19 protein-coding genes are annotated in these 18,686 nt (G+C 32.2%); 16 read left to right on the top strand and 3 right to left on the bottom strand.

Annotation, left to right across the window (positions count from 1 at the left end; translation table 11 throughout):
* Window positions 1–10: 10 nt before the first annotated feature.
* The 3 genes from Q4Q34_RS04575 (at window position 11) to Q4Q34_RS04565 (ending at window position 5,421) form a co-directional block, all read left to right on the top strand.
* Window positions 11–1,606, top strand: coding sequence for a sodium:solute symporter (locus tag Q4Q34_RS04575; protein WP_303318588.1), 1,596 nt, complete (start codon window positions 11–13; stop codon window positions 1,604–1,606).
* 98 nt (window positions 1,607–1,704) lie between these two features.
* The gene (locus tag Q4Q34_RS04570) at window positions 1,705–2,682 is read left to right on the top strand and encodes a T9SS type A sorting domain-containing protein (protein ID WP_303318587.1); all 978 of its coding nucleotides are present in this window, start codon (window positions 1,705–1,707) and stop codon (window positions 2,680–2,682) included.
* Between the two features lie 237 nt (window positions 2,683–2,919).
* Window positions 2,920–5,421, top strand: a complete 2,502-nt coding sequence (locus Q4Q34_RS04565) for a beta-mannosidase (protein WP_303318586.1) — start codon at window positions 2,920–2,922, stop codon at window positions 5,419–5,421.
* A gap of 86 nt (window positions 5,422–5,507) precedes the next feature.
* Here the strand turns inward: Q4Q34_RS04565 and Q4Q34_RS04560 are convergent, their stop codons facing one another.
* Entirely contained in the window at window positions 5,508–7,076 is a 1,569-nt protein-coding gene (locus tag Q4Q34_RS04560) for a sulfatase family protein (protein WP_303318585.1), read from the bottom strand.
* A gap of 84 nt (window positions 7,077–7,160) precedes the next feature.
* Window positions 7,161–7,886, bottom strand: coding sequence for a hypothetical protein (locus Q4Q34_RS04555; RefSeq protein WP_303318584.1), 726 nt, complete (start codon window positions 7,884–7,886; stop codon window positions 7,161–7,163).
* Window positions 7,887–8,251: 365 nt separating this feature from the next.
* Here Q4Q34_RS04555 and Q4Q34_RS04550 point away from each other — a divergent pair, with 365 nt between their 5' ends.
* The 13 genes from Q4Q34_RS04550 (at window position 8,252) to Q4Q34_RS04495 (ending at window position 15,877) form a co-directional block, all read left to right on the top strand.
* Window positions 8,252–8,419: a hypothetical protein gene (locus Q4Q34_RS04550; RefSeq protein ID WP_303318583.1), complete on the top strand. Its 168-nt coding sequence runs from the start codon at window positions 8,252–8,254 to the stop codon at window positions 8,417–8,419.
* A 35-nt stretch (window positions 8,420–8,454) separates the two neighbouring features.
* A complete protein-coding gene (locus Q4Q34_RS04545; protein ID WP_303318582.1) occupies window positions 8,455–10,128 on the top strand; it encodes a tetratricopeptide repeat protein in 1,674 nt (557 codons plus the stop codon).
* A 9-nt stretch (window positions 10,129–10,137) separates the two neighbouring features.
* On the top strand, window positions 10,138–10,806 hold the full coding sequence (locus Q4Q34_RS04540; RefSeq protein WP_303318581.1) for a DNA-binding transcriptional response regulator: 669 nt from the start codon (window positions 10,138–10,140) through the stop codon (window positions 10,804–10,806).
* Window positions 10,807–11,023: 217 nt separating this feature from the next.
* Window positions 11,024–11,326 carry an HNH endonuclease signature motif containing protein gene (locus tag Q4Q34_RS04535; protein ID WP_303318580.1) on the top strand — a complete coding sequence of 101 codons (303 nt, stop codon included), beginning with the start codon at window positions 11,024–11,026 and terminating at the stop codon, window positions 11,324–11,326.
* A 97-nt stretch (window positions 11,327–11,423) separates the two neighbouring features.
* Window positions 11,424–11,573 carry a hypothetical protein gene (locus Q4Q34_RS04530; protein WP_303318579.1) on the top strand — a complete coding sequence of 50 codons (150 nt, stop codon included), beginning with the start codon at window positions 11,424–11,426 and terminating at the stop codon, window positions 11,571–11,573.
* 15 nt (window positions 11,574–11,588) lie between these two features.
* Window positions 11,589–11,726 (top strand): hypothetical protein, encoded by a 138-nt coding sequence (locus Q4Q34_RS04525; RefSeq protein ID WP_303318578.1) that lies wholly within the window; start codon window positions 11,589–11,591, stop codon window positions 11,724–11,726.
* 8 nt (window positions 11,727–11,734) lie between these two features.
* A complete protein-coding gene (locus tag Q4Q34_RS04520; RefSeq protein WP_303318577.1) occupies window positions 11,735–11,953 on the top strand; it encodes a hypothetical protein in 219 nt (72 codons plus the stop codon).
* A 9-nt stretch (window positions 11,954–11,962) separates the two neighbouring features.
* Window positions 11,963–12,220 carry a DUF4236 domain-containing protein gene (locus Q4Q34_RS19620; RefSeq protein WP_408611518.1) on the top strand — a complete coding sequence of 86 codons (258 nt, stop codon included), beginning with the start codon at window positions 11,963–11,965 and terminating at the stop codon, window positions 12,218–12,220.
* Between the two features lie 153 nt (window positions 12,221–12,373).
* Complete coding sequence (locus Q4Q34_RS04515; RefSeq protein WP_303318576.1) at window positions 12,374–12,766, top strand: hypothetical protein; 393 nt, start codon at window positions 12,374–12,376, stop codon at window positions 12,764–12,766.
* 19 nt (window positions 12,767–12,785) lie between these two features.
* Complete coding sequence (locus Q4Q34_RS04510) at window positions 12,786–14,030, top strand: acyltransferase family protein (RefSeq protein WP_303318575.1); 1,245 nt, start codon at window positions 12,786–12,788, stop codon at window positions 14,028–14,030.
* 4 nt (window positions 14,031–14,034) lie between these two features.
* Complete coding sequence (locus tag Q4Q34_RS04505; protein WP_303318574.1) at window positions 14,035–14,940, top strand: hypothetical protein; 906 nt, start codon at window positions 14,035–14,037, stop codon at window positions 14,938–14,940.
* Between the two features lie 41 nt (window positions 14,941–14,981).
* Window positions 14,982–15,509, top strand: a complete 528-nt coding sequence (locus tag Q4Q34_RS04500; RefSeq protein WP_303318573.1) for a thermonuclease family protein — start codon at window positions 14,982–14,984, stop codon at window positions 15,507–15,509.
* On the top strand, window positions 15,506–15,877 hold the full coding sequence (locus Q4Q34_RS04495; protein ID WP_303318572.1) for a hypothetical protein: 372 nt from the start codon (window positions 15,506–15,508) through the stop codon (window positions 15,875–15,877). The genes Q4Q34_RS04500 and Q4Q34_RS04495 overlap by 4 nt, the downstream gene beginning before the upstream one ends.
* 269 nt (window positions 15,878–16,146) lie before the next feature.
* Here Q4Q34_RS04495 and bglX read toward each other — a convergent pair whose 3' ends face one another.
* On the bottom strand, window positions 16,147–18,450 hold the full coding sequence (gene bglX, locus Q4Q34_RS04490; protein ID WP_303318571.1) for a beta-glucosidase BglX: 2,304 nt from the start codon (window positions 18,448–18,450) through the stop codon (window positions 16,147–16,149).
* Between the last annotated feature and the right edge of the window lie 236 nt (window positions 18,451–18,686).

Raw genomic sequence — 18,686 nt, 5'->3', positions numbered from 1 at the left:
AATCATCACTATGGAATATAATTTAGGACTAGTAGATAATATAGTACTCATTGTTTATTTTATTTTTATAGTATGGTTTGGGATTAAATATTCAAAAAAAGGAAGCAATTCTACAGATAATTATTTCTTAGCAGGAAGAAAAATGACCTGGCCCATTATTGGGTTTTCGTTATTTGCTGCAAGTATTTCAAGTACCACTTTAATAGGTAAAAGTGGTGATGCCTATTCTACGGGTATAGCTGTTTTTAATTACGATTTAATTTCGGTGTTGGTCATGGTATTTTTTGCTATGTTCTTCCTGCCGTTTTATATTAAATCCGGAATTTTTACGATACCAGAATTTTTGGAAAGGCGTTTTGATAAACGTTCCAGATATTATTTTTCATTCATAACCCTTTTAGGGTCAACATTTCTCGATGCAGCAGGGGCGTTATATGCCGCTTCATTATTGATGAAACTGGTATTTCCATCACTATCAATAGTAGAACTATCTGTGATTTTTGCAATTATAGTGGCCGCTTATACGATACCAGGGGGACTATCTGCTGCTATCCGTGTAGATTTAATACAAGGTGTTTTGTTGCTTTTTGGTACGCTTATCCTAACCTTTTTAGCTATGAATAATGGCGGATTAGATTATTTAAAACGTTTGCTTCTAGAAGACGATACCATGATGAAACTTATAAGACCATTAAACGATAGTTCGGTGCCGTGGTTGGGGATGATTGTTGGGATTCCAATTTTGGGTTTTTACTTTTGGGGAAATAACCAAATGTTGGTGCAACGCGTACTTACAGCAAAATCTGTTGATCATGGTAGAAAAGGCATTTTAATGGTCGGTTTTTTAACCGTATTAATCCTTTTTATTATCATATTTCCAGCAGTTATAGGGAAACATTTATTTCCAGGTTTACCAAAAAATGATATGGTATACCCTAAACTAGTTATAGAACTTATGCCAATAGGTTTACTGGGCTTGATGCTAGCTGCAATGATTGCAGCATTAACCTCTACATTAAGTGCCTTACTTAATTCTGTTGCGACCTTATTTACCATGGATTTTTATACCAAGTTTAAAAAGGATACCTCACAAAAAGAACAGGTGTATGTAGGTAAAGTTGTTTCTATGGTTGTTTTAGTATTGGCAGTTGTATGGGTTCCTTTTGTGTCTAAATTTGATTCTCTATTAAAATATTATCAAGAAATGCTTACTTATATTGCGCCTCCAGTAGTAGCAGTATTTATGCTGGGTGTTTTTTGGAAACGTATCAATAAGCATGGCGCCTTTTGGGGATTGATAGGTGGAGCTATAGCAGCTTTTTTAACAGTATTGCTGAAATTTACATTTAATTATGAGTTATTGGGAGATATTCATTTTCTACTTAAAGTACCAGTATATTTTGTTATAAGTTGTGTTATTATAATTACAGTAAGTCTATTATCACCTCCTGATGATGAAAAGGCAATAGAGGATTATATCTGGTCTAAAAAAATCTACAAAGAAGAAACACAAGAATTAGTAGGAGTACCGTTTTACAAAAATTTCAGATTTTGGTCTCTAGTACTTATAACATTTTGTTTTGTAGTGATGTATTTATATCAATAAATTCATAAAAGAGGAAGTTTTCAACAGTATTTAGTCATTTTCGCCTTATATAGAGAGTTAATTTTACAAAGAACATTAACCTTTTAAAAATTTAAAATATGATTTGTAAAACTACTCAAAGAAAATCTATTAAGATTTCTTCATTTCTTTCAAGTCTTTTAATACTTGTATTTTTTATGTCAACGAGTATGATTAATGCACAAGAACCAGGTGCTCCAACAGGACTCGCTTATACAGGTGGTACGCCAAATCAATTTACCTTAACTTGGGATGCTGATGCGTTAGCTACTGGGGGATTCAATATAGGTATAGTTGGTGCAGATGGTTCAGATATTTGGATTGAATGGGGCTATACAACAGGAACATCTTATGTGTTTTCAGGAACCTATGGGGCTGGTGGACCCGCAGAAATAACAATAACAGATGGACAAACTTATAAAGTAAAATTGCAAGCACAACCAGATACCGATTTTAACGCTTATTCTGATCTTGACGTAACGGTAAATGGGACACCTCCGATGGACCCTGAAGCTCCAACAGGTTTAGCTACTACGGCTATTACGTCAAACCAATTTACTTTAACCTGGGACGCTGATGCGTTAGCAACAGGAGGATTCAATATAGGTATAGTTGGTGCAGATGGTTCAGATATTTGGATTGAATGGGGCTATACAACAGGAACATCTTATCTCTTTTCAGGAACCTACGGGTCAGGTACGCCTGCAGAAATCACAATTGCAGATGGAGGAACTTATACAGTAAAATTACAAGCGCAACCTGATTCTAATTTTAATGCGTATTCAGAAACAACAACAGGAACACTTTCAGCAAATGATATTAATGAGGTGAATTTTAGTGTATCCCCAAATCCTGTAGCCAATGTTGTTAATATTCAAGCGAATGCTAACACCTTGAATGAAATATTAAAAATTTCGATATACTCTTTAACAGGTCAACTAGTAAAAGAATCCAATACTGTTGAAATCGAAGTAGAAGATTTAAGCTCTGGCATATATATGTTATCAGTTCAAGATGAAAATGGAAATACCACAACTAAAAAATTTGTTAAAAATTAATATAGAGATTAGTATTAGCAAATTAAAAGCACTGCTTCTGTTAAAGGAAGTGGTGTTTTTTTATAAAACCATATGTGCTTAATATTTTTGCTTACTTAAGATTAGCTAATCCCAATTCCTACTTTAAATAGATTAATCTAGTATTTAATAGTTATGTTTTTCAATTTTTTTAAATATTTTTTAGTTTTTTTATGCTTATCAGCTTGCTGTCAAAATGAACCAAATCAATATATACAAGTGATAGATGAACATTGGACTTTTAAAGATGTTGAAGGCGTAGGATGGCTCCCGGCAACCGTTCCAGGTTCAGTTCATACAGATTTAATAAACAATAAAATTATTGAAGATCCATTTTATCGTATAAATGAGGATACATTACAATGGATTGATAAAAAAGATTGGGAATATAGAAAAACGTTTACCATTCCTAAAGATATATTAAAGAAAGAATATGTTCAACTTCATTTTGAAGGATTGGATACGTACGCAAATGTTTATTTGAATGACTCCCTTGTTTTAAAAGCTGATAATATGTTTTTAGCTTGGGAAGTACCATGTAAACCCTTGTTAAAAGAAGGTATAAACGTATTACGAATTGTTTTAGAATCACCTATTAAAATAGGGTTAAAAAAAAGAAAAAAATTAGGATATGAGTTGCCTAATGCGGTCAATGATCAATCTGAAAAAGGAGGATTAGGTAAAAAACAAGTCGCTGTATTTTCAAGAAAACCAGGATATCATTTTGGATGGGATTGGGGACCAAGATTAGTAACTAGTGGTATTTGGAAAAAAGTTAAAGTAGTTGCCTGGGATACGGCTAAATTTACAGATGTTTTTATCAATCAAAAGAAATTAAGTGAAACGGAAGCCAGTTTAATTGCAGAAATTGAAATTAAAGCTAGTAAAGATTTTGATGCCACAATCGAAATTTCAATCGATTCAACAAGAGAAATAAATAAAGAAATTACATTAAAAAAAGGAACAAATAACTTAAAAATCCCAATAACAATTCATAGTCCGGAATTGTGGTGGACAAATGGCTTGGGCAATCAAAAATTATACAAGATAGAGACTATCGTAAAAGAGAGTAATACTATTATTGATACTATTTCAAAAACAATAGGCTTACGGACTATTAAAGTTGTACAGGAAAAAGATGGTGTAGGGAAGAGTTTTTATTTTGAGCTAAATGGTGTACCTGTTTTTATGAAAGGTGCTAATTATATTCCTCAAGATGTATTTTTAAATAGAGTTTCTAAAGAAGATTACGAGCGTGTTATTAAAGCAGCAGCAGAATCTAATTTTAATATGATTCGCGTTTGGGGTGGCGGCATCTATGAAAAGGATACTTTTTACGATTTATGCGACAGATATGGGATGCTAGTTTGGCAAGATTTTATGTTTGCATGTGTCATGTATCCAGGAAATGATGCGTTTTTAAATAATGTAAAAAAAGAAGCAGAATATAATGTGAAACGCTTACGCCAACACCCAAGTATTGCATTGTGGTGTGGTGATAATGAAATATTAACAGCTTGGAATAATTGGGGTTGGATAGACCAGGTAACCGAAAGTCAAGGAGAGGCTATAAAAGACAGAGTATGGAAAGCTTATGAAGATGTGTTTCATGGTATTTTACCAAATATCATAAAAAAATATGATCGTGATAGACTTTATTGGTCATCATCGCCAAGTTCTGGTTTTGGAACCTTAGATAGTTTAACAGCTGGAGATTATCATTATTGGAAAGTATGGTCTGATAAAGAACCATTTTCTGAATATAATAAAGTCATTCCCAGATTTATGTCTGAGTATGGTTTTCAATCATTTCCGGAATTCGAGAGTATAAAAAGATATACCGAAAAACAAGATTGGGACATCTATTCCGAAGTCATGAAATCACACCAACGTTCATCAGTCGGTAATGAGAATATTGAATATTATATGCTAAAAAGCTATAATAAACCCAAAGATTTTGAGTCTTTTTTATACGTTGGACAGTTACTGCAAGCCAAAGGGATTACAACAGCTATTGAAGCGCATAGACGAAATATGCCTTATTGTATGGGCTCGCTATACTGGCAATTTAATGATTGCTGGCCTGCTGCTTCCTGGTCGAGTATAGATTATTACGGGAATTGGAAAGCCTTGCAGTATAGCGTAAAAGAAGCTTTCAAGCCCATTTCGGTGATACCATTTCAGAAAGATGATAGTATAGAGGTATATGTCGTTTCAGATGAATTAAAGACTCAAAATGCCATTTTAAGATTCAAGGTCTTAGACTTTAATGGGGAAATTTTATTCAAAGAGGAGCAAGTAATTTCAGTTAAACCAAATACAAGTGCATTATATTTTTCTAAAGATGTTTTTGATATTCTCGATAAAAAACTTTTAGCAAAATCTCTAATTCATGTGGAGTTAATAGGAGAGGAAAATATAGAAATTGATGATAAAGTCTTTTATTTTACAGAGCCCAAAGACCTAAAATTAACCAAACCAAATATAAGTTTTAATTGTACTAAAAAAGATATTAATACTTTTGAAGTCACTATAAATAGTGATATTTTAGCTAAAAATGTGTTTTTAAAAAGCAATGCAAAAGGTCGTTTTTCTCAAAACTTTATGGATCTTTTACCTTCTAAAAATTATAAAATTTCATTTCATTCAGAATTAACAGGTATTTCAGCTGATGCATTTAAGAATAGTTTGAAACTAACATCATTGTTTGATGCATTTTAAAACATCTGCTTTAATTATGATATGAGATTTTTGTAGAGATATATTATTGCTATATCAGTAATATTGTAATCTTACAATTTTTCCTGTTATCTAAGTTTTAACTGTTCAATTTTATTATAATCTTTCCCTCTTAAAGTTTCAAATTTTTCAACCATTTCTTTAAGCTTTTCAGGATTGGATGTTGTCAGATTTGTTGTCTGTCCAATGTCTTCTTTTAGATTGTATAGCTGAAATTCCAATGAGTTCCCCATTTCGATGCCCACTTTTTCTTCAAAAGCTTTTCCTTCATAAGGAGGAATCATTAACCAATCACCACTTCTTAAAGCTGTTCTGCTCGTAGCTTCTAAAATTAAGTCATCTCTACCATCTTGGCTTTTTCCTAGAAATACATCTAGTAATTCTTTACTATCCGTTGTGTTTTCTTCCGTTCCTACTAATTTTGCTATAGAAGCCAATAAATCCATTTGGCATACCAAGGCATTAGAAACTCCGGGTTTAATGGCTCCTTTCCAATAGGTTATAAAAGGCATTCGAGTTCCTGCTTCGAACAGACTATATTTTCCACCTCTTAACTTTCCTGAAGGCGAGTGATTACCAATTTTTTCAACAGCATCGTCATAATAACCATCATTTAAAACAGGACCATTATCACTAGAAAATACAATCAATGTATTTTCCAATATGCCTTCTGTTTCTAATGTTTTTATAAACTCACCGATACACCAATCAGCTTCTAAAATAACATCTCCTCTTGGCCCTAAACCTGATTTTCCAACAAATCGAGGATGTGGTGTTCGTGGTACATGAGGCTGTTGCATAGCATAATATAAAAAGAATGGCTTGTCTTTATGTTCCTTTACATAAGTCTGGGCTTTTTCTAAAAAATGATCTGCCATATCAATATCACTCCACTTGGCAGCATCACCACCTTTCATATAACCAATCCGAGGAATGCCATTTACAATACTGTTATTATGACCATGATGCCATTTCATAGTAACCATTTCAGGATTACTTATGGCAGTTGGTTCGCCTTCAAAGTTGTTTTTGTAGTCTATTTCAATAGGGTCGTCTGGATTTAAACCAACTACATTTCCATTATTAATATAAACGGTTGGAACTCTATCTTGTGTAGCTGCAAGAATATAGGATTCTTCAAAACCTACTTCATTTGGTCCTGGAGAAACTCTTTGATTCCAGTCTACAACACCAGTACCTAAGCCAAGGTGCCATTTACCAACAATGGCGGTTTGGTATCCTTTTTTATTAAGTAATTTAGGTAGTGTTTGCTGTTCTGTACTAATTAATAAAGGCGCTGTTCCTGGTAAAATCTTTGCGTTTTTGTTACGCCATGGGTACATACCCGTTAATAGAGCATATCTACTAGGTGTGCAGGTTGCCGAAGACGCATAGGCATCTGTAAAACGTACCCCGCCACTTGCTAAAGCATCAATGTTTGGTGTGATTAATTCGGTAGCTCCATAAGCACTTAGGTCTCCATAACCTAAATCGTCCAGATATATAATCACGATATTAGGTAGTTTATTTTCATTTTTTTCAACTACGGGTTCAGTGTCTGCTTTCTTTTTTGATTGACATGCAGTACAAAAAACAATAAGTGCTATCCAAATAAGCGGGTTTAATATGCTCTTCATTTGAGGTAAAATAATTTTTTTCGATCTTAAAAATACAAAAAAAGTTAATTCTAACGATACAAACACTATTTAGATACAAATATTTTATTGAAGCGTGTTAAATGAATTTGTTGAATCACATGGAGGTACCCGTGAATCGATTATAGTTCTGGTTATAGGATCTGTATATACGCCTTCGTATATTGGATGCTCACCATCCATGGTAAAGAATTCAGTATCATTATTATGCCTTGTATAGTGTACTATTGGTTTCCCTTCTTTAAAGAAAGTAGAATCTTTACAGACATAGATTTTTTTAAAATCTTTTAAGACTACTTTATTTAATCTCTTTTCATTATCTAAACCAGAACACCTTATTTTTTCATAATGGTCGTTGACCCATATCATGCAATTCTTTTTATAATATTTTGAAATAAATAATAGTGATATTACAAGTAAAGCTAAGCTAGAGCATAGCCCTATTCTTTTTATTTTATTTAGTTTATTATTGATATTAATAATTTCGTGTCTTAATACCTTCTTTTCAATTTCGGCTTCTCTGTTTAATTCGAATTTTTTATAATTCTCATATCCCAGATATTCGCTCAAAATGTCTAGATAATATTCAGTAATAGTCTTTCGTTCGCTTGCCTTATTTAAAATATACCCATCATAATATCTAGTAAGCGTTCTTTTGTCAATCTTTTCATCTAGTGCTTCTTGTAGGTACTTTGAAATGCCATGGATCTTTGTTTTTTTAGATGCTTTTATAGCTTTTGTAAATACTAATTCTAATAATTCTTGAATTAATTCTTCTTTTCCTATTTCCACAATCGTACAGTTTTAAAGGGTTTAATGTGTTGTAGGTTAATCCTTTGAGGGGCTTTGGTCTGCGTGTCAAAAAAATGACAAAAACTTGACATTAGTATGTCAATAGTTTTTTTTCAAAACCTCACGTAATTCGCTTCAGAATCAGTTCAAGTTATGCTTTGCTAACATAACAAATGTACAAAACGGATTCGTGCGGAAAACCGTAAAGTGGTGTTCTAATGATTGCCTTGGGAAGTAATCATAAGTTATCACAATATACTTTCCACTTCCCAAAATAAGAAACTTTAATAACCCGAAGGGGTTGCTGTAAACAAAATTATCTGAGTAAAAACTCGGACAGGAACCCCTTTACAAAATTTTAAATCATGAAAACTATTTTATATGTATTAGTATTTCTTTTTATTGGAGCGAATTTTACATCATGTACCCCTCAAGGTATGACAGAGACAGATGTACATCAAACAGATCCTCCAGAATGTTGTGGTGATGGAGGGAATATACCACCTCCACCGCCGCCGCCAAATGGTAACTAAATTGCTAAATAAAAATTAGTTACTACATTAGAGGAATGAAATATATTACATTTTCATTCCTCTTTTTTTGTCTTGGTGTAAGCGGATTCAGTAATACCATAATTAATAGTCAACAAATAGATAGTTTGAACTATTTTTTTCATATGGCTAATAGCCCTAAAACAGATTCATGCCTTACTAAAGCATATATTTATTTCGAACAAGAAAAGAAGAAAAGCATTGCGTCAAATAATATTATGTCGGCAATTTATCATTTAAGGCAAATTGCTATTATACAGAACGAGTTGGGGGATTATTTTGGGGGCGAGGTATCTGTTGTGGAGGCATTAAAATTGTTAGAATCTGTAAAAGAGTCTGAAGATGTTGTAAATCATAAAGTTGGTCTATATAATCAATTAGGGAGAATTTATATGGCGTTGTTGGATTATGACGAGGCTATAAAGTATTATGATAAAGGACTAAAAATAGCTAAGCTTGAAAAAGATATTAATATTATTCAAAATAATAAAGCGCTGGTATATATTCAGTTGCATAAATATGAATTAGCAGAAAATGAATTTTTAAAAGTTTATGAAAATAGTCTTTTACAAGATGATAAAAAGCAACTTTCGAGGGCTTTAGATAATTTAGGGTTTGTTCAATCAAAACTAAATAAATCAGAAGGATTGGAGAAATTAATGATGGCACTGGAACAGAGAAAGGCTATAAATGATAGTCCTGGAATTTATGCAAGCTATAAACACTTGGTTGAGGTTTATAAGGATAGAAAAGATTTAAAAAAGGCAACGAACTATGCTCATAAAGGTTATGAAATGGCAAAAAACATTAATAGTCCATCGTTTATTAAAGATGCTTTGTCTCGTCTTATTGATTTAAATCAAGATAGTAATATCGTTGAATATGTTAAGATTGTTGATAGCATGTCATTAGCAAAGCAGAGGCAAGAGAATAAATATGCTAAAATGAAGTATGATTACACTGAAAAGGAAAAAATTGCCAAAGAAAATGAGCTTGCAAAAGAAAAAGAGAAAAGCTTAAAAATTCTCTATCGATCTATAGCTGGTCTTATTTTGTTGTCATCCATATTTTTGATCATTATTTTAAAATCTAAGCACAAAAAAGACAATATTAAAAAGGTTTATTTTGCCGAAACACGCATGTCTAAAAAAGTACATGATGAGCTGGCAAATGATATGTCTGATGTTATAAGTTTTATAGAAAACAGTTTGGAAGCACCTACAGATAAGAAAACTGTATTGTTAAATAACTTAGAAGATCTTTATATACGTACGCGTGACATATCAACTCAAACGGCAAGTATAGATTTAATCAATTTTTCAGAAAGTCTTAAACATTTACTAATTCAGCATAAACGAAAGGAAACAAAAATCATTACAAATAATATTGATGCTATTAATTGGTCCAAAGTTTCAGGTCATAAAAAAATGGCTGTTTTTAGAAGTATTCAGGAGTTATTGGTGAATATGAAAAAACATAGTCAGGCCAAAGTCGTGAGTATCGTGTTTAAGGAACATCATCGTAAAAAAGAGATTGTTTATTCAGATGATGGTATTGGTGTTTCAGTTAAGGATGTTAAACTTAATGGATTGCTAAATGTGGAATCCCGTATTAAAAGCATTGGAGGAAGCTTTAATTTTACAACTTCAAAAGGAAATGGCTTTAAGGCCATATTAAAGTTTAATAGTTAATATGCCAATATGTTTCAAAAGGTTTTAATTGCAGAAGATCAGAATTCAATTCATAAAGGTCTAGAAAACACACTTAAAGAGTTAAATATTAAAGAAATAGTCACGGTACAATATTGTGACGATGCCCTTTTGAAAATTAAAGCATCTTTAAAAGCGGAAAGTCCGTTTGACCTTCTAATAACAGATTTGTCTTTTAAGGAGGATTATCGTGATAGAACGTTAACATCGGGAGAAACATTAATAAAAGCGGTTAAGGATATACAGCCAAAATTAAAGGTTGTGGTATTCTCTGTAGAACATCGTATTGGAAAAATAAAAAGCTTGATAGAGGTTTCTAAAATAAATGCTTATGTTGAGAAAGGTAGAGAAGAATCTAAAGAAATAGTAAAAGCAATCCATGCTATATTAGAAGATGGAATTTATTATTCGCATAATCTAGCACAGTTACTTCGTAGTGCAGATGACATTTCTCAAACAGATAAGTACGATGAGTTGCTTTTACAATTATTAGCAAAAGGGTTAAAAAGAGATCAAATCGCTCTATATTTTGAAGAGAAAGACTTTCCAGCTCGTAGTTTAAGTAGTATCGAGAAGCGTATCAATAAACTCAAAGTTCTTTTTGATGCTAATACCTCTGAGCAGCTTGTAGCTATTGCTATAGATCGAGGCTTAATCTAAATTCCGTCTACGTTTTTTAAGTAATTGCGGTTTTCCGTATAAAACTATTATCTAAAGATGGTAGTTTTGTAATGCTATTAATAATTACCAACCAAGAGGGGCAAATGGCACGTTTTAAAAGCGTGCTTTTTGTTTTTATAGTGTTTCTGGTTTACCGTAAGGATTGATTTTTAAAGTGTTTTAGGTTTGGGTATTATTAATTTAAAACTTTAAAGTAATGGCAAGAAAAGTAAACACAAACAGAAATGGAGGTAATTGGAGTGGATCTCAAAAATTAGCAGTATGGAAAAAAGGAAAAATAATACCTGGTTTAGATTCGGATACCTGGAGAAATGATGATTGTAGAAAAAAAATGAAGTGGGATGATCATGGTGATAGAAATTCCTCATATGGATGGGAAATTGACCATATTGACCCTGTGTCAAATGGTGGAAGTGACCATATTGATAATTTACAGCCTTTGCATTGGGAAAATAATGCAGATAAAGCGGATAAGCTTTATTGGACATGTCCTAAATAATACATGGATATGATGTGAGTTGAGCCTTACGGAATTCCGTAAGGTTTTGTTTTTTAATGGGTTTAAGTTTGAGGAATTAAATTTTAAAATAAATATTATGGCAGTAAAGCATAAACCTACAGGAGAAGTTCATAAAGGGCAAAAAGGAGGAACTACAGGTTGTGGTTTTGACACAAAAGAACATTCTGACCATTGGGTAAACACTAGTGAGAAAATTAGTTGTGATAAAAATGGTTGTAAAAATTAACTAACAAAAAGTATTATGGCAAATAAAACAGTACCAGTAAAACCTCATAGAAGATCAAAACCTTCACCTACTCCAAAACCAAATCCTAGCAAGCCAAAACCAGGACCAAAAACAGTTCCTGTTAAACCACATCGAAGAACACCTGCTAAATAAAATTAAATATGAAAAAATTAATTGTAATCCTATCTGCGTTGTTTATAGCTTGTTCAACTAGCGAAACTAATGCTGAAGACTTTGAGTATGACGATAGCATTTTATCTGAGTGGGAATGTGGGACTCATAATGGAAAAACTCTTTGGACTGGTCCAAAAGGAGGGTGTTATTACTACAATAGTAATGGGAATAAGACTTATGTTGATAGATCAGAATGTAATTGCTAATCAATAGCTATGGGGTTTAGGTTTCAAAAAAGAATAAAGCTAGGGAAGAATTTAGGTGTTAATATTAGTAAGTCTAGTATAACACCAAGTTATAGAACTAAAAAAGGTTCAATAAGTTCTAAGGGGTATTCTATTAAAACAGGAATACCAGGTTTAACATACAGGAAAATATTTAGTAAATCTTCAAGGGGAGGCTGCTTGGTTGTATTAATGGTCTTTTTAATGTTAGGATTCACAATTATAAAGTATCTAAGATATGGGGTATAGAAGAGGATATTATAAAAAAGACGGCACTTATGTACAAGGTCATTATACTAAACCTAGACGGAAGGCCTATTCGAATAAAAATAGAAAAGGATGTGCAGGAATATTTTTATTAATGCTCAGCCTAAGTTTTACAGTGTATTTAATTAATCAATTATGATATCAACCGAATTAAAAAGTCATTTCTTAAGGCTGTATCAAATGGCATTTTCAGATGATAATTTTAATGTCATAGAAATGCAAATGCTTTATAAGTTTGCAGAAGATAGAGGAGTGACAAAAGAACAGTTGGATACTGTGTTACTGTCTCCTTCTCATGACACATTCACTCCAGAAACATTAGAAAAGAAAATAGAGTACCTCTACGATTTGGCTATTATGATCTGGGCAGATAATATTGTTACAGATGATGAAAAGACTACCCTAGAAAAGTATTGTTTAAAATTTGGTTTTTTAGAAGAAAACATAGATGAGTTAACCCAATTTTTATTAGAGAATGCAAAAGAGAATGTTTCGAAGCATGAATTAATAAATAAAATGCAAAGTTGATATGAGTGCTTTAAAAAAAATGTTCACATTAAAAAATAATGAACCAAAAGGGGCTGAAAAACTTCCAGAAGAAGATATAAAAAAAGTTAAACTCACTTTTTTTGAAAGTGGCTATGGGTCTTCAAAACAATCTGAAGGAAATCATATGATCTTTAGGGCTTGTTTGGAAGACGTTTATATGGATTATAAGGGGAAATGCAGAGAAGATGATAAATTGCAAAACGATCTAAAGGCACCTTATGTTCAAGAAAAAGGTAAACATGAAACGGAGTTGAAAAAAAGAAAGACAGCAAAAGGGTTGATTGAAGAATCAATTATAAAAATAGAAAAAAAGATAAAAGAATATACATCTGATATTGCTGAAGTAAAACACAATCCAGAAAAATACGTAGAAGATGTAGATAAGAAACCAAAAGCACAATTTTATCTTGGACTTATTGTGTTAATTCCGATAACATTTTACTTGTTGGTCTTTTACATGTCTGCATCTTTTTCTGCATTCTTCAAGAATTTTGAGACTGAAGAACTTACGGCAGCGATATTTGATGGTAAAGCATTATCAAAAGCAATAGATGGAGGATGGCTAGAAGGTGTTTTTATAATTACAATCCCATTTGCTTTTATGGGACTAGGTTATTTAGTTCACATGTTTCAAAAACATAAGAATTGGTTGTCTTATGTAAAGATAGCGACACTATTTATTGTAACTTTTATTTTTGACGCAATACTTGCATACCAAATAGAGAAAAAGATTTATGATATTGAGCGAACACCAGATTCCCCCATGTTCGATATAGGAATAGCTTTTTCTAAAGCAGAATTTTGGGGAATTATTTTTGCTGGATTTGTAGTGTATATTATTTGGGGGTTAGTATTTGATTTTATAATGAAAGAGTATGATAATTTTGATAAAATAAAGTCTTTTATTAGATCAAAAAGAGAAGAGATTAAAAATTCAGAACAAAGTATTTCTAAACTTATTACTAAGTTAAATCCAATAAAAGAAGAAATATCAGGAATTGAGGGGAAAATAGAAGATTTACAAAGAACCATTGACGGTTTTATATTTTCTAATAAACATTACCTAACATATCACACAGAGTATGTTAAGGGATGGTTTTTAGCTATTGCTGATAATTTCGATTCATTAAAAAGAAGGGATGAATTATTATCAAAATGTAAAGAAGAAGAGAAAATACATTTAGATAAGCATAACATTGACGATGAAAGTTATGAGGGCAGATTATACAAACTAATAAACTAATCTTATGAATAATTATGTTTTTGTTATTTTATGCTTATTAATATACTCTTGCAAAAAAGAGAAAGAAGAAACCATTATTCATGAGGTTTCTGCAGATTACACATCAGTGAAGTTGTCATCAAATAGACCAAATCTTAATATCAGTATTTTATTGGATTTGTCCGATAGAATAAACCCTGAAAAATACCCTAACCCAGCAATGGATTTTTATTTAAGAGATATTGGTTATATAAAATCTATAGCTGAGAGTTTCGAGCTTCATTTGAGAAATAAAAAAAGTATTAAGATTCATGATAATATTCAATTGTTTTTAGACCCAGAACCTGCAGATAAAAACTTAAATAATAAAATCAATCATCTCAAAATGTCTTTTACCAGAGATAATGCAACAAAGGCAATGATTTTAAAAATATCAAAAAGTTACGATAGTATTTCTAAATCAATCTATGAATCTGCTATTAATGATGCTGCATACGTGGGATCAGATACATGGCGATTTGTAAAAACTAAAGCTAAAGATTATTGTATCGAGAAAAACCATAGAAATATTTTAGTGATTTTAACAGATGGTTATATATATCATAAAAACAATATAATTAAAGAAGGAAATTTAACTACTTATATAAGACCACAAGACATTCGTAATTTTAAATTGAATACAGCTAAGTGGGAGAATAAGATAATGGAACATGGTTTTGGTTTTATCCCTGCAACTGACAGTTTACAAGATTTAGAAGTTTTAGTTCTTGGGATTAATCCAGATATAAAAAACCCATATGAAGAAGACGTGATCATTAAATATTGGAGTGATTGGTTTGATAAAATGAATGTAGGCTATTATGAGATAAAAACAGCGAGTTTACCTTCAAATATGGATAAAATTATAAAAGACTTTATCCTAAAGGAGTAAAATCATTATATTAGTTCATACTAATAGGTACAATTTATCAAATGCAAATAATACTTAATAAGTTTTTTTATTCTTTAGTATTAATCATTTCATTTTTAGTTTTATTGTCGTTCATTGGCAAAAAACATACTCTAAAAAAAGAAACTTTCATCGGAAAGGTCGTAGCAATTACCGACGGAGACACTTTTAAATTTCTAAAAAAAGATTCCACACTTATAAAAGTCCGTCTAGCCAATATAGATTGCCCTGAGAAAAAGCAACCCTTTTCTAAAAAAGCAAAACAGTTTGTGTCGAATACCATATTCAACAAAACAGTTACAGTTCATGTTTTAAAAAGAGATAGATATCAACGCTACATTGCCAATGTGATTTATGGTGATTCCTTAAACTTAAGTTATGAACTAGTAAAACAGGGATTGGCATGGCACTATAAAAAATACTCTAAGGATACTATTTTACAAAGTCTTGAGGATAACGCTAAATTAAATCGGGTTGGTTTATGGGTGGATGAAAATGCTATAGCACCTTGGGTCTGGAGAGGTAATAAGAAGAAGGCTGTAAAACAATGAGAGCTTTAAAAATAGTATTGTTTGTGCTTACGCTGACATTTAGCATAAATGTTTCGTCTCAAGCAGTTTATGTTACAAAAACAGGAGCTAAATATCATAAAGGAAATTGTAGATATTTAAAGTATTCCAAAAAAGAAATGACTTTAGAAAAAGCAAAATCACGAGGCTATACTAAATGTCTGGTTTGTAAACCAACTGCAAATAATTCAAAAAAGGAGACAACAACTTCAACTTCTTTAACAAGCGATAATAAAGGTAGTGCATCAAGAAAAAAAACCACGGCAACCCAATGCACTGGAAAAACAAAATCTGGATCACGCTGTAAGCGCAAAACGAAAAGTGCTAATGGTAGGTGTTACCAGCATTAACGTTGTAGGTATATTATTTTTTAGAGAACCTCTTTTTTCCTAGCTAATGTTAGTTCGATATGTTATAAACTGATAATTAGACACTTAAAAGGTTTTAAAGAAGAAATCATGTCATTCCGACGAGGAACGAGGAGGAATCTCATCATGATGAGATGTCTCGTCACTCATGCTTCGCTCCGTCGACATGACAAACAACTGTATTTCGTTGGATTATAAGATGTTTTTAATAAAGTTTACGTCGAACTCAGGTTAGCTATATTAAAGCGCTATTATTTTAGTTCAAAATGCGTATTTAAAGTTTTATCAGAGCGGCCCCCAACAAAAACGTCAAAGTCTCCAGGTTCAATGATAAATTCCCCTTGATTATTATAAAAACCTAAACGGTCTTTGTTTAAAATAAAATGTACTGTTTTGGTCTCACCAGCTTGCAATTCGATTAATTCAAACCCTTTTAATTCTTTTACGGGACGTGTTATACTTGCTACAAGATCTCTAATATAAAGTTGAGCAACTTCCTTACCTGCTACTTTTCCTGCATTGGTAATGTTGACAGAAATATGGACGTCTTCGTCAATGTCAAACACCTTTTTGTTAAGTATTAAATTATCATACTCAAAAGTCGTATAACTTAAACCGTAACCAAACGGATAAAGTGGTGTGTTTTCTACATCGCTATAATGAGACCAAAAGACTAAATTAGGATTGCCCTCATCTTTAACAGGCCTTCCTGTGTTTTTGTGATTATAATATATTGGTATTTGGCCAACATTTCTAGGAAAAGTCATAGGAAGCTTTCCGCTAGGGTTGTAGTCTCCATATAACACCTGTGCCACTGCGTTTCCTGCTTGTGTGCCAAGTTGCCATGTCTCAAGAATGGCAGGGATATGTTTATCTGCCCAATTGATAGATAACGGTCTTCCGTTATTTAATACTAAAACAATGTTTTTGTTTACTTTATAAACGGCTTCTAATAATTCTTGTTGAACACCGGGCAGATCAATATTTGTTCTACTTCTGGCTTCACCGCTTTGAAAACCATGTTCTCCTAAAACCATAACGACTACGTCCGCTTTTTTAGCTACAGTTATAGCGTCTTTGAATTCACTTTTATCAGTAGTATTTATTTCAATTTCATTAACGAATTGGACGTCTCCAATAAATACATTTGCTCCTTTTTTGTAAACTAAATTATTGTTTTTATAGTTTTGCATGCCTTCTAGTACCGAAACTGCGGTATTGTCTTTTGAGGCAATTCTCCAACTTCCTAGCGGGCTGTTTTTTTCATTTGCTAAAGCACCAATTAAAGCAATGTTTTGTCCTTCTTTTTTTAGAGGTAATAACTGATTTTCGTTTTTGAGCAGAACAATAGATTTCTTTGCCATGTCTAGTACGGCATCTAAATGTTTTGGGTTGTTTACAATTTCCTTCTCTCTGGTTTCATCACAATACCTGTATGGATCGTCAAATAATCCCAATTCAAATTTTACAGTTAAAATCCTGCTAACAGCATCATCAATAATAGTCTCACTTATTACACCATCCTTTACTAGTTGCTCTAATTCAGAAATGTAAATATGTGATTCCATATCCATATCAGAACCAGCTAATGCCGCCATTTTAGCAGCGTCTTTGTTATCTTTTGCGTAGCCCCATACAACGAGTTCTTTTATAGAGGCCCAATCGGAAATTACAAAACCTTTAAAATTCCATTTATCTTTTAAGATGTCTCTTAATAAATATTTGTTTCCAGTTGCAGGTACACCATCATACTCATTAAAAGCATTCATTAAAGTCTTAACATTGGCATCTACAGCAGCCTTAAATGGAGGTAATGCTATATTGTGTAATGTCGAGCTTCCAATATCTACTGTGTTGTATTCTTTTCCAGCTTCAGAAAACCCATAAGCTGCAAAATGTTTAGCGCAAGCAGCTATAGTATTGACCGCAGATAGATCATCTCCCTGAAAACCTTTAACTCTTGCTGCTGCAATTTTGCTTCCTAAAAAGGGATCCTCACCGGAGCCTTCCATAACACGTCCCCATCTAGCATCTCTAGAAATGTCCACCATTGGAGCAAACGTCCAATTTATACCTGATGCAGATGCTTCTGCCGCTGCGACTTGAGCAGATTTTTTTATAGCTTCTAAATCCCAACTGGCAGCTTCTGCCAGCGGTATAGGGCTTAACGTTTTATAGCCATGAATAACATCAAAACCAATTATTAATGGAATGCCTAGTCTGGATTCTTCCACAACAATTTTTTGTACAGCTCTAACAGCTTTTGTACCTCTTACAGTGAGCATAGAACCAACAAGTCCATTTTTTAAGTGTTCGTATTTTTTCTGAGCATCCCCACCATTAGGAACAGGGCCGGTAACATCCCAAAAGCCATTATATTGGTTCATTTGACCAATTTTTTCTTTTAGAGTCATTATTTTAATGAGAGAATCTACTTTTTCATTGATTAGATTTACATTAGAATGAGTTATAGTATTTTCATTGTGATTATCGGTGCAGGCCATAAACATTATTGTTACTATTATATATATAATAAGTTTAGATTTTATTTTCATAATAATAAAACATTTTTTAGTTGTTTAAATCTCATTGAAGTATCCCGGGAGACTATAAGGCATATATTAAGCTGGTTTTGTAAATTTTGTTCTTAAAATAAAAGCCGAAATAATTCTTTTTATGAATATTTTTTACAAAAATAGATGTATTGATACATATTAAATTGCCTTTTATAATCAATTAATGATACTATTTTTAATTCAAATAAAAAGAAGGGTGATTGGGAGTTTCTTAA

Source organism: Flavivirga abyssicola (genome assembly GCF_030540775.2).
GTDB classification, from domain to species: domain Bacteria; phylum Bacteroidota; class Bacteroidia; order Flavobacteriales; family Flavobacteriaceae; genus Flavivirga; species Flavivirga abyssicola.
This window is presented reverse-complemented; position numbering and strand designations above follow the sequence as displayed.

What these genes read in the sequence shown, in the direction of transcription:
- Q4Q34_RS04540 (WP_303318581.1), top strand. Translation starts at nt 10,138, where the DNA reads ATGTTTCAAAAGGTTTTAATTGCAGAAGATCAGAATTCAATTCATAAA.
- Q4Q34_RS04500 (WP_303318573.1), top strand. Translation starts at nt 14,982, where the DNA reads ATGCAAATAATACTTAATAAGTTTTTTTATTCTTTAGTATTAATCATT.
- Q4Q34_RS19620 (WP_408611518.1), top strand. Translation starts at nt 11,963, where the DNA reads ATGGGGTTTAGGTTTCAAAAAAGAATAAAGCTAGGGAAGAATTTAGGT.
- Q4Q34_RS04495 (WP_303318572.1), top strand. Translation starts at nt 15,506, where the DNA reads ATGAGAGCTTTAAAAATAGTATTGTTTGTGCTTACGCTGACATTTAGC.
- Q4Q34_RS04505 (WP_303318574.1), top strand. Translation starts at nt 14,035, where the DNA reads ATGAATAATTATGTTTTTGTTATTTTATGCTTATTAATATACTCTTGC.
- Q4Q34_RS04535 (WP_303318580.1), top strand. Translation starts at nt 11,024, where the DNA reads ATGGCAAGAAAAGTAAACACAAACAGAAATGGAGGTAATTGGAGTGGA.
- Q4Q34_RS04560 (WP_303318585.1), bottom strand. Translation starts at nt 7,076, where the DNA reads ATGAAGAGCATATTAAACCCGCTTATTTGGATAGCACTTATTGTTTTT.
- Q4Q34_RS04530 (WP_303318579.1), top strand. Translation starts at nt 11,424, where the DNA reads ATGGCAGTAAAGCATAAACCTACAGGAGAAGTTCATAAAGGGCAAAAA.
- Q4Q34_RS04550 (WP_303318583.1), top strand. Translation starts at nt 8,252, where the DNA reads ATGAAAACTATTTTATATGTATTAGTATTTCTTTTTATTGGAGCGAAT.
- Q4Q34_RS04575 (WP_303318588.1), top strand. Translation starts at nt 11, where the DNA reads ATGGAATATAATTTAGGACTAGTAGATAATATAGTACTCATTGTTTAT.
- bglX (WP_303318571.1), bottom strand. Translation starts at nt 18,450, where the DNA reads ATGAAAATAAAATCTAAACTTATTATATATATAATAGTAACAATAATG.
- Q4Q34_RS04510 (WP_303318575.1), top strand. Translation starts at nt 12,786, where the DNA reads ATGTTCACATTAAAAAATAATGAACCAAAAGGGGCTGAAAAACTTCCA.
- Q4Q34_RS04515 (WP_303318576.1), top strand. Translation starts at nt 12,374, where the DNA reads ATGATATCAACCGAATTAAAAAGTCATTTCTTAAGGCTGTATCAAATG.
- Q4Q34_RS04520 (WP_303318577.1), top strand. Translation starts at nt 11,735, where the DNA reads ATGAAAAAATTAATTGTAATCCTATCTGCGTTGTTTATAGCTTGTTCA.
- Q4Q34_RS04570 (WP_303318587.1), top strand. Translation starts at nt 1,705, where the DNA reads ATGATTTGTAAAACTACTCAAAGAAAATCTATTAAGATTTCTTCATTT.
- Q4Q34_RS04545 (WP_303318582.1), top strand. Translation starts at nt 8,455, where the DNA reads ATGAAATATATTACATTTTCATTCCTCTTTTTTTGTCTTGGTGTAAGC.
- Q4Q34_RS04525 (WP_303318578.1), top strand. Translation starts at nt 11,589, where the DNA reads ATGGCAAATAAAACAGTACCAGTAAAACCTCATAGAAGATCAAAACCT.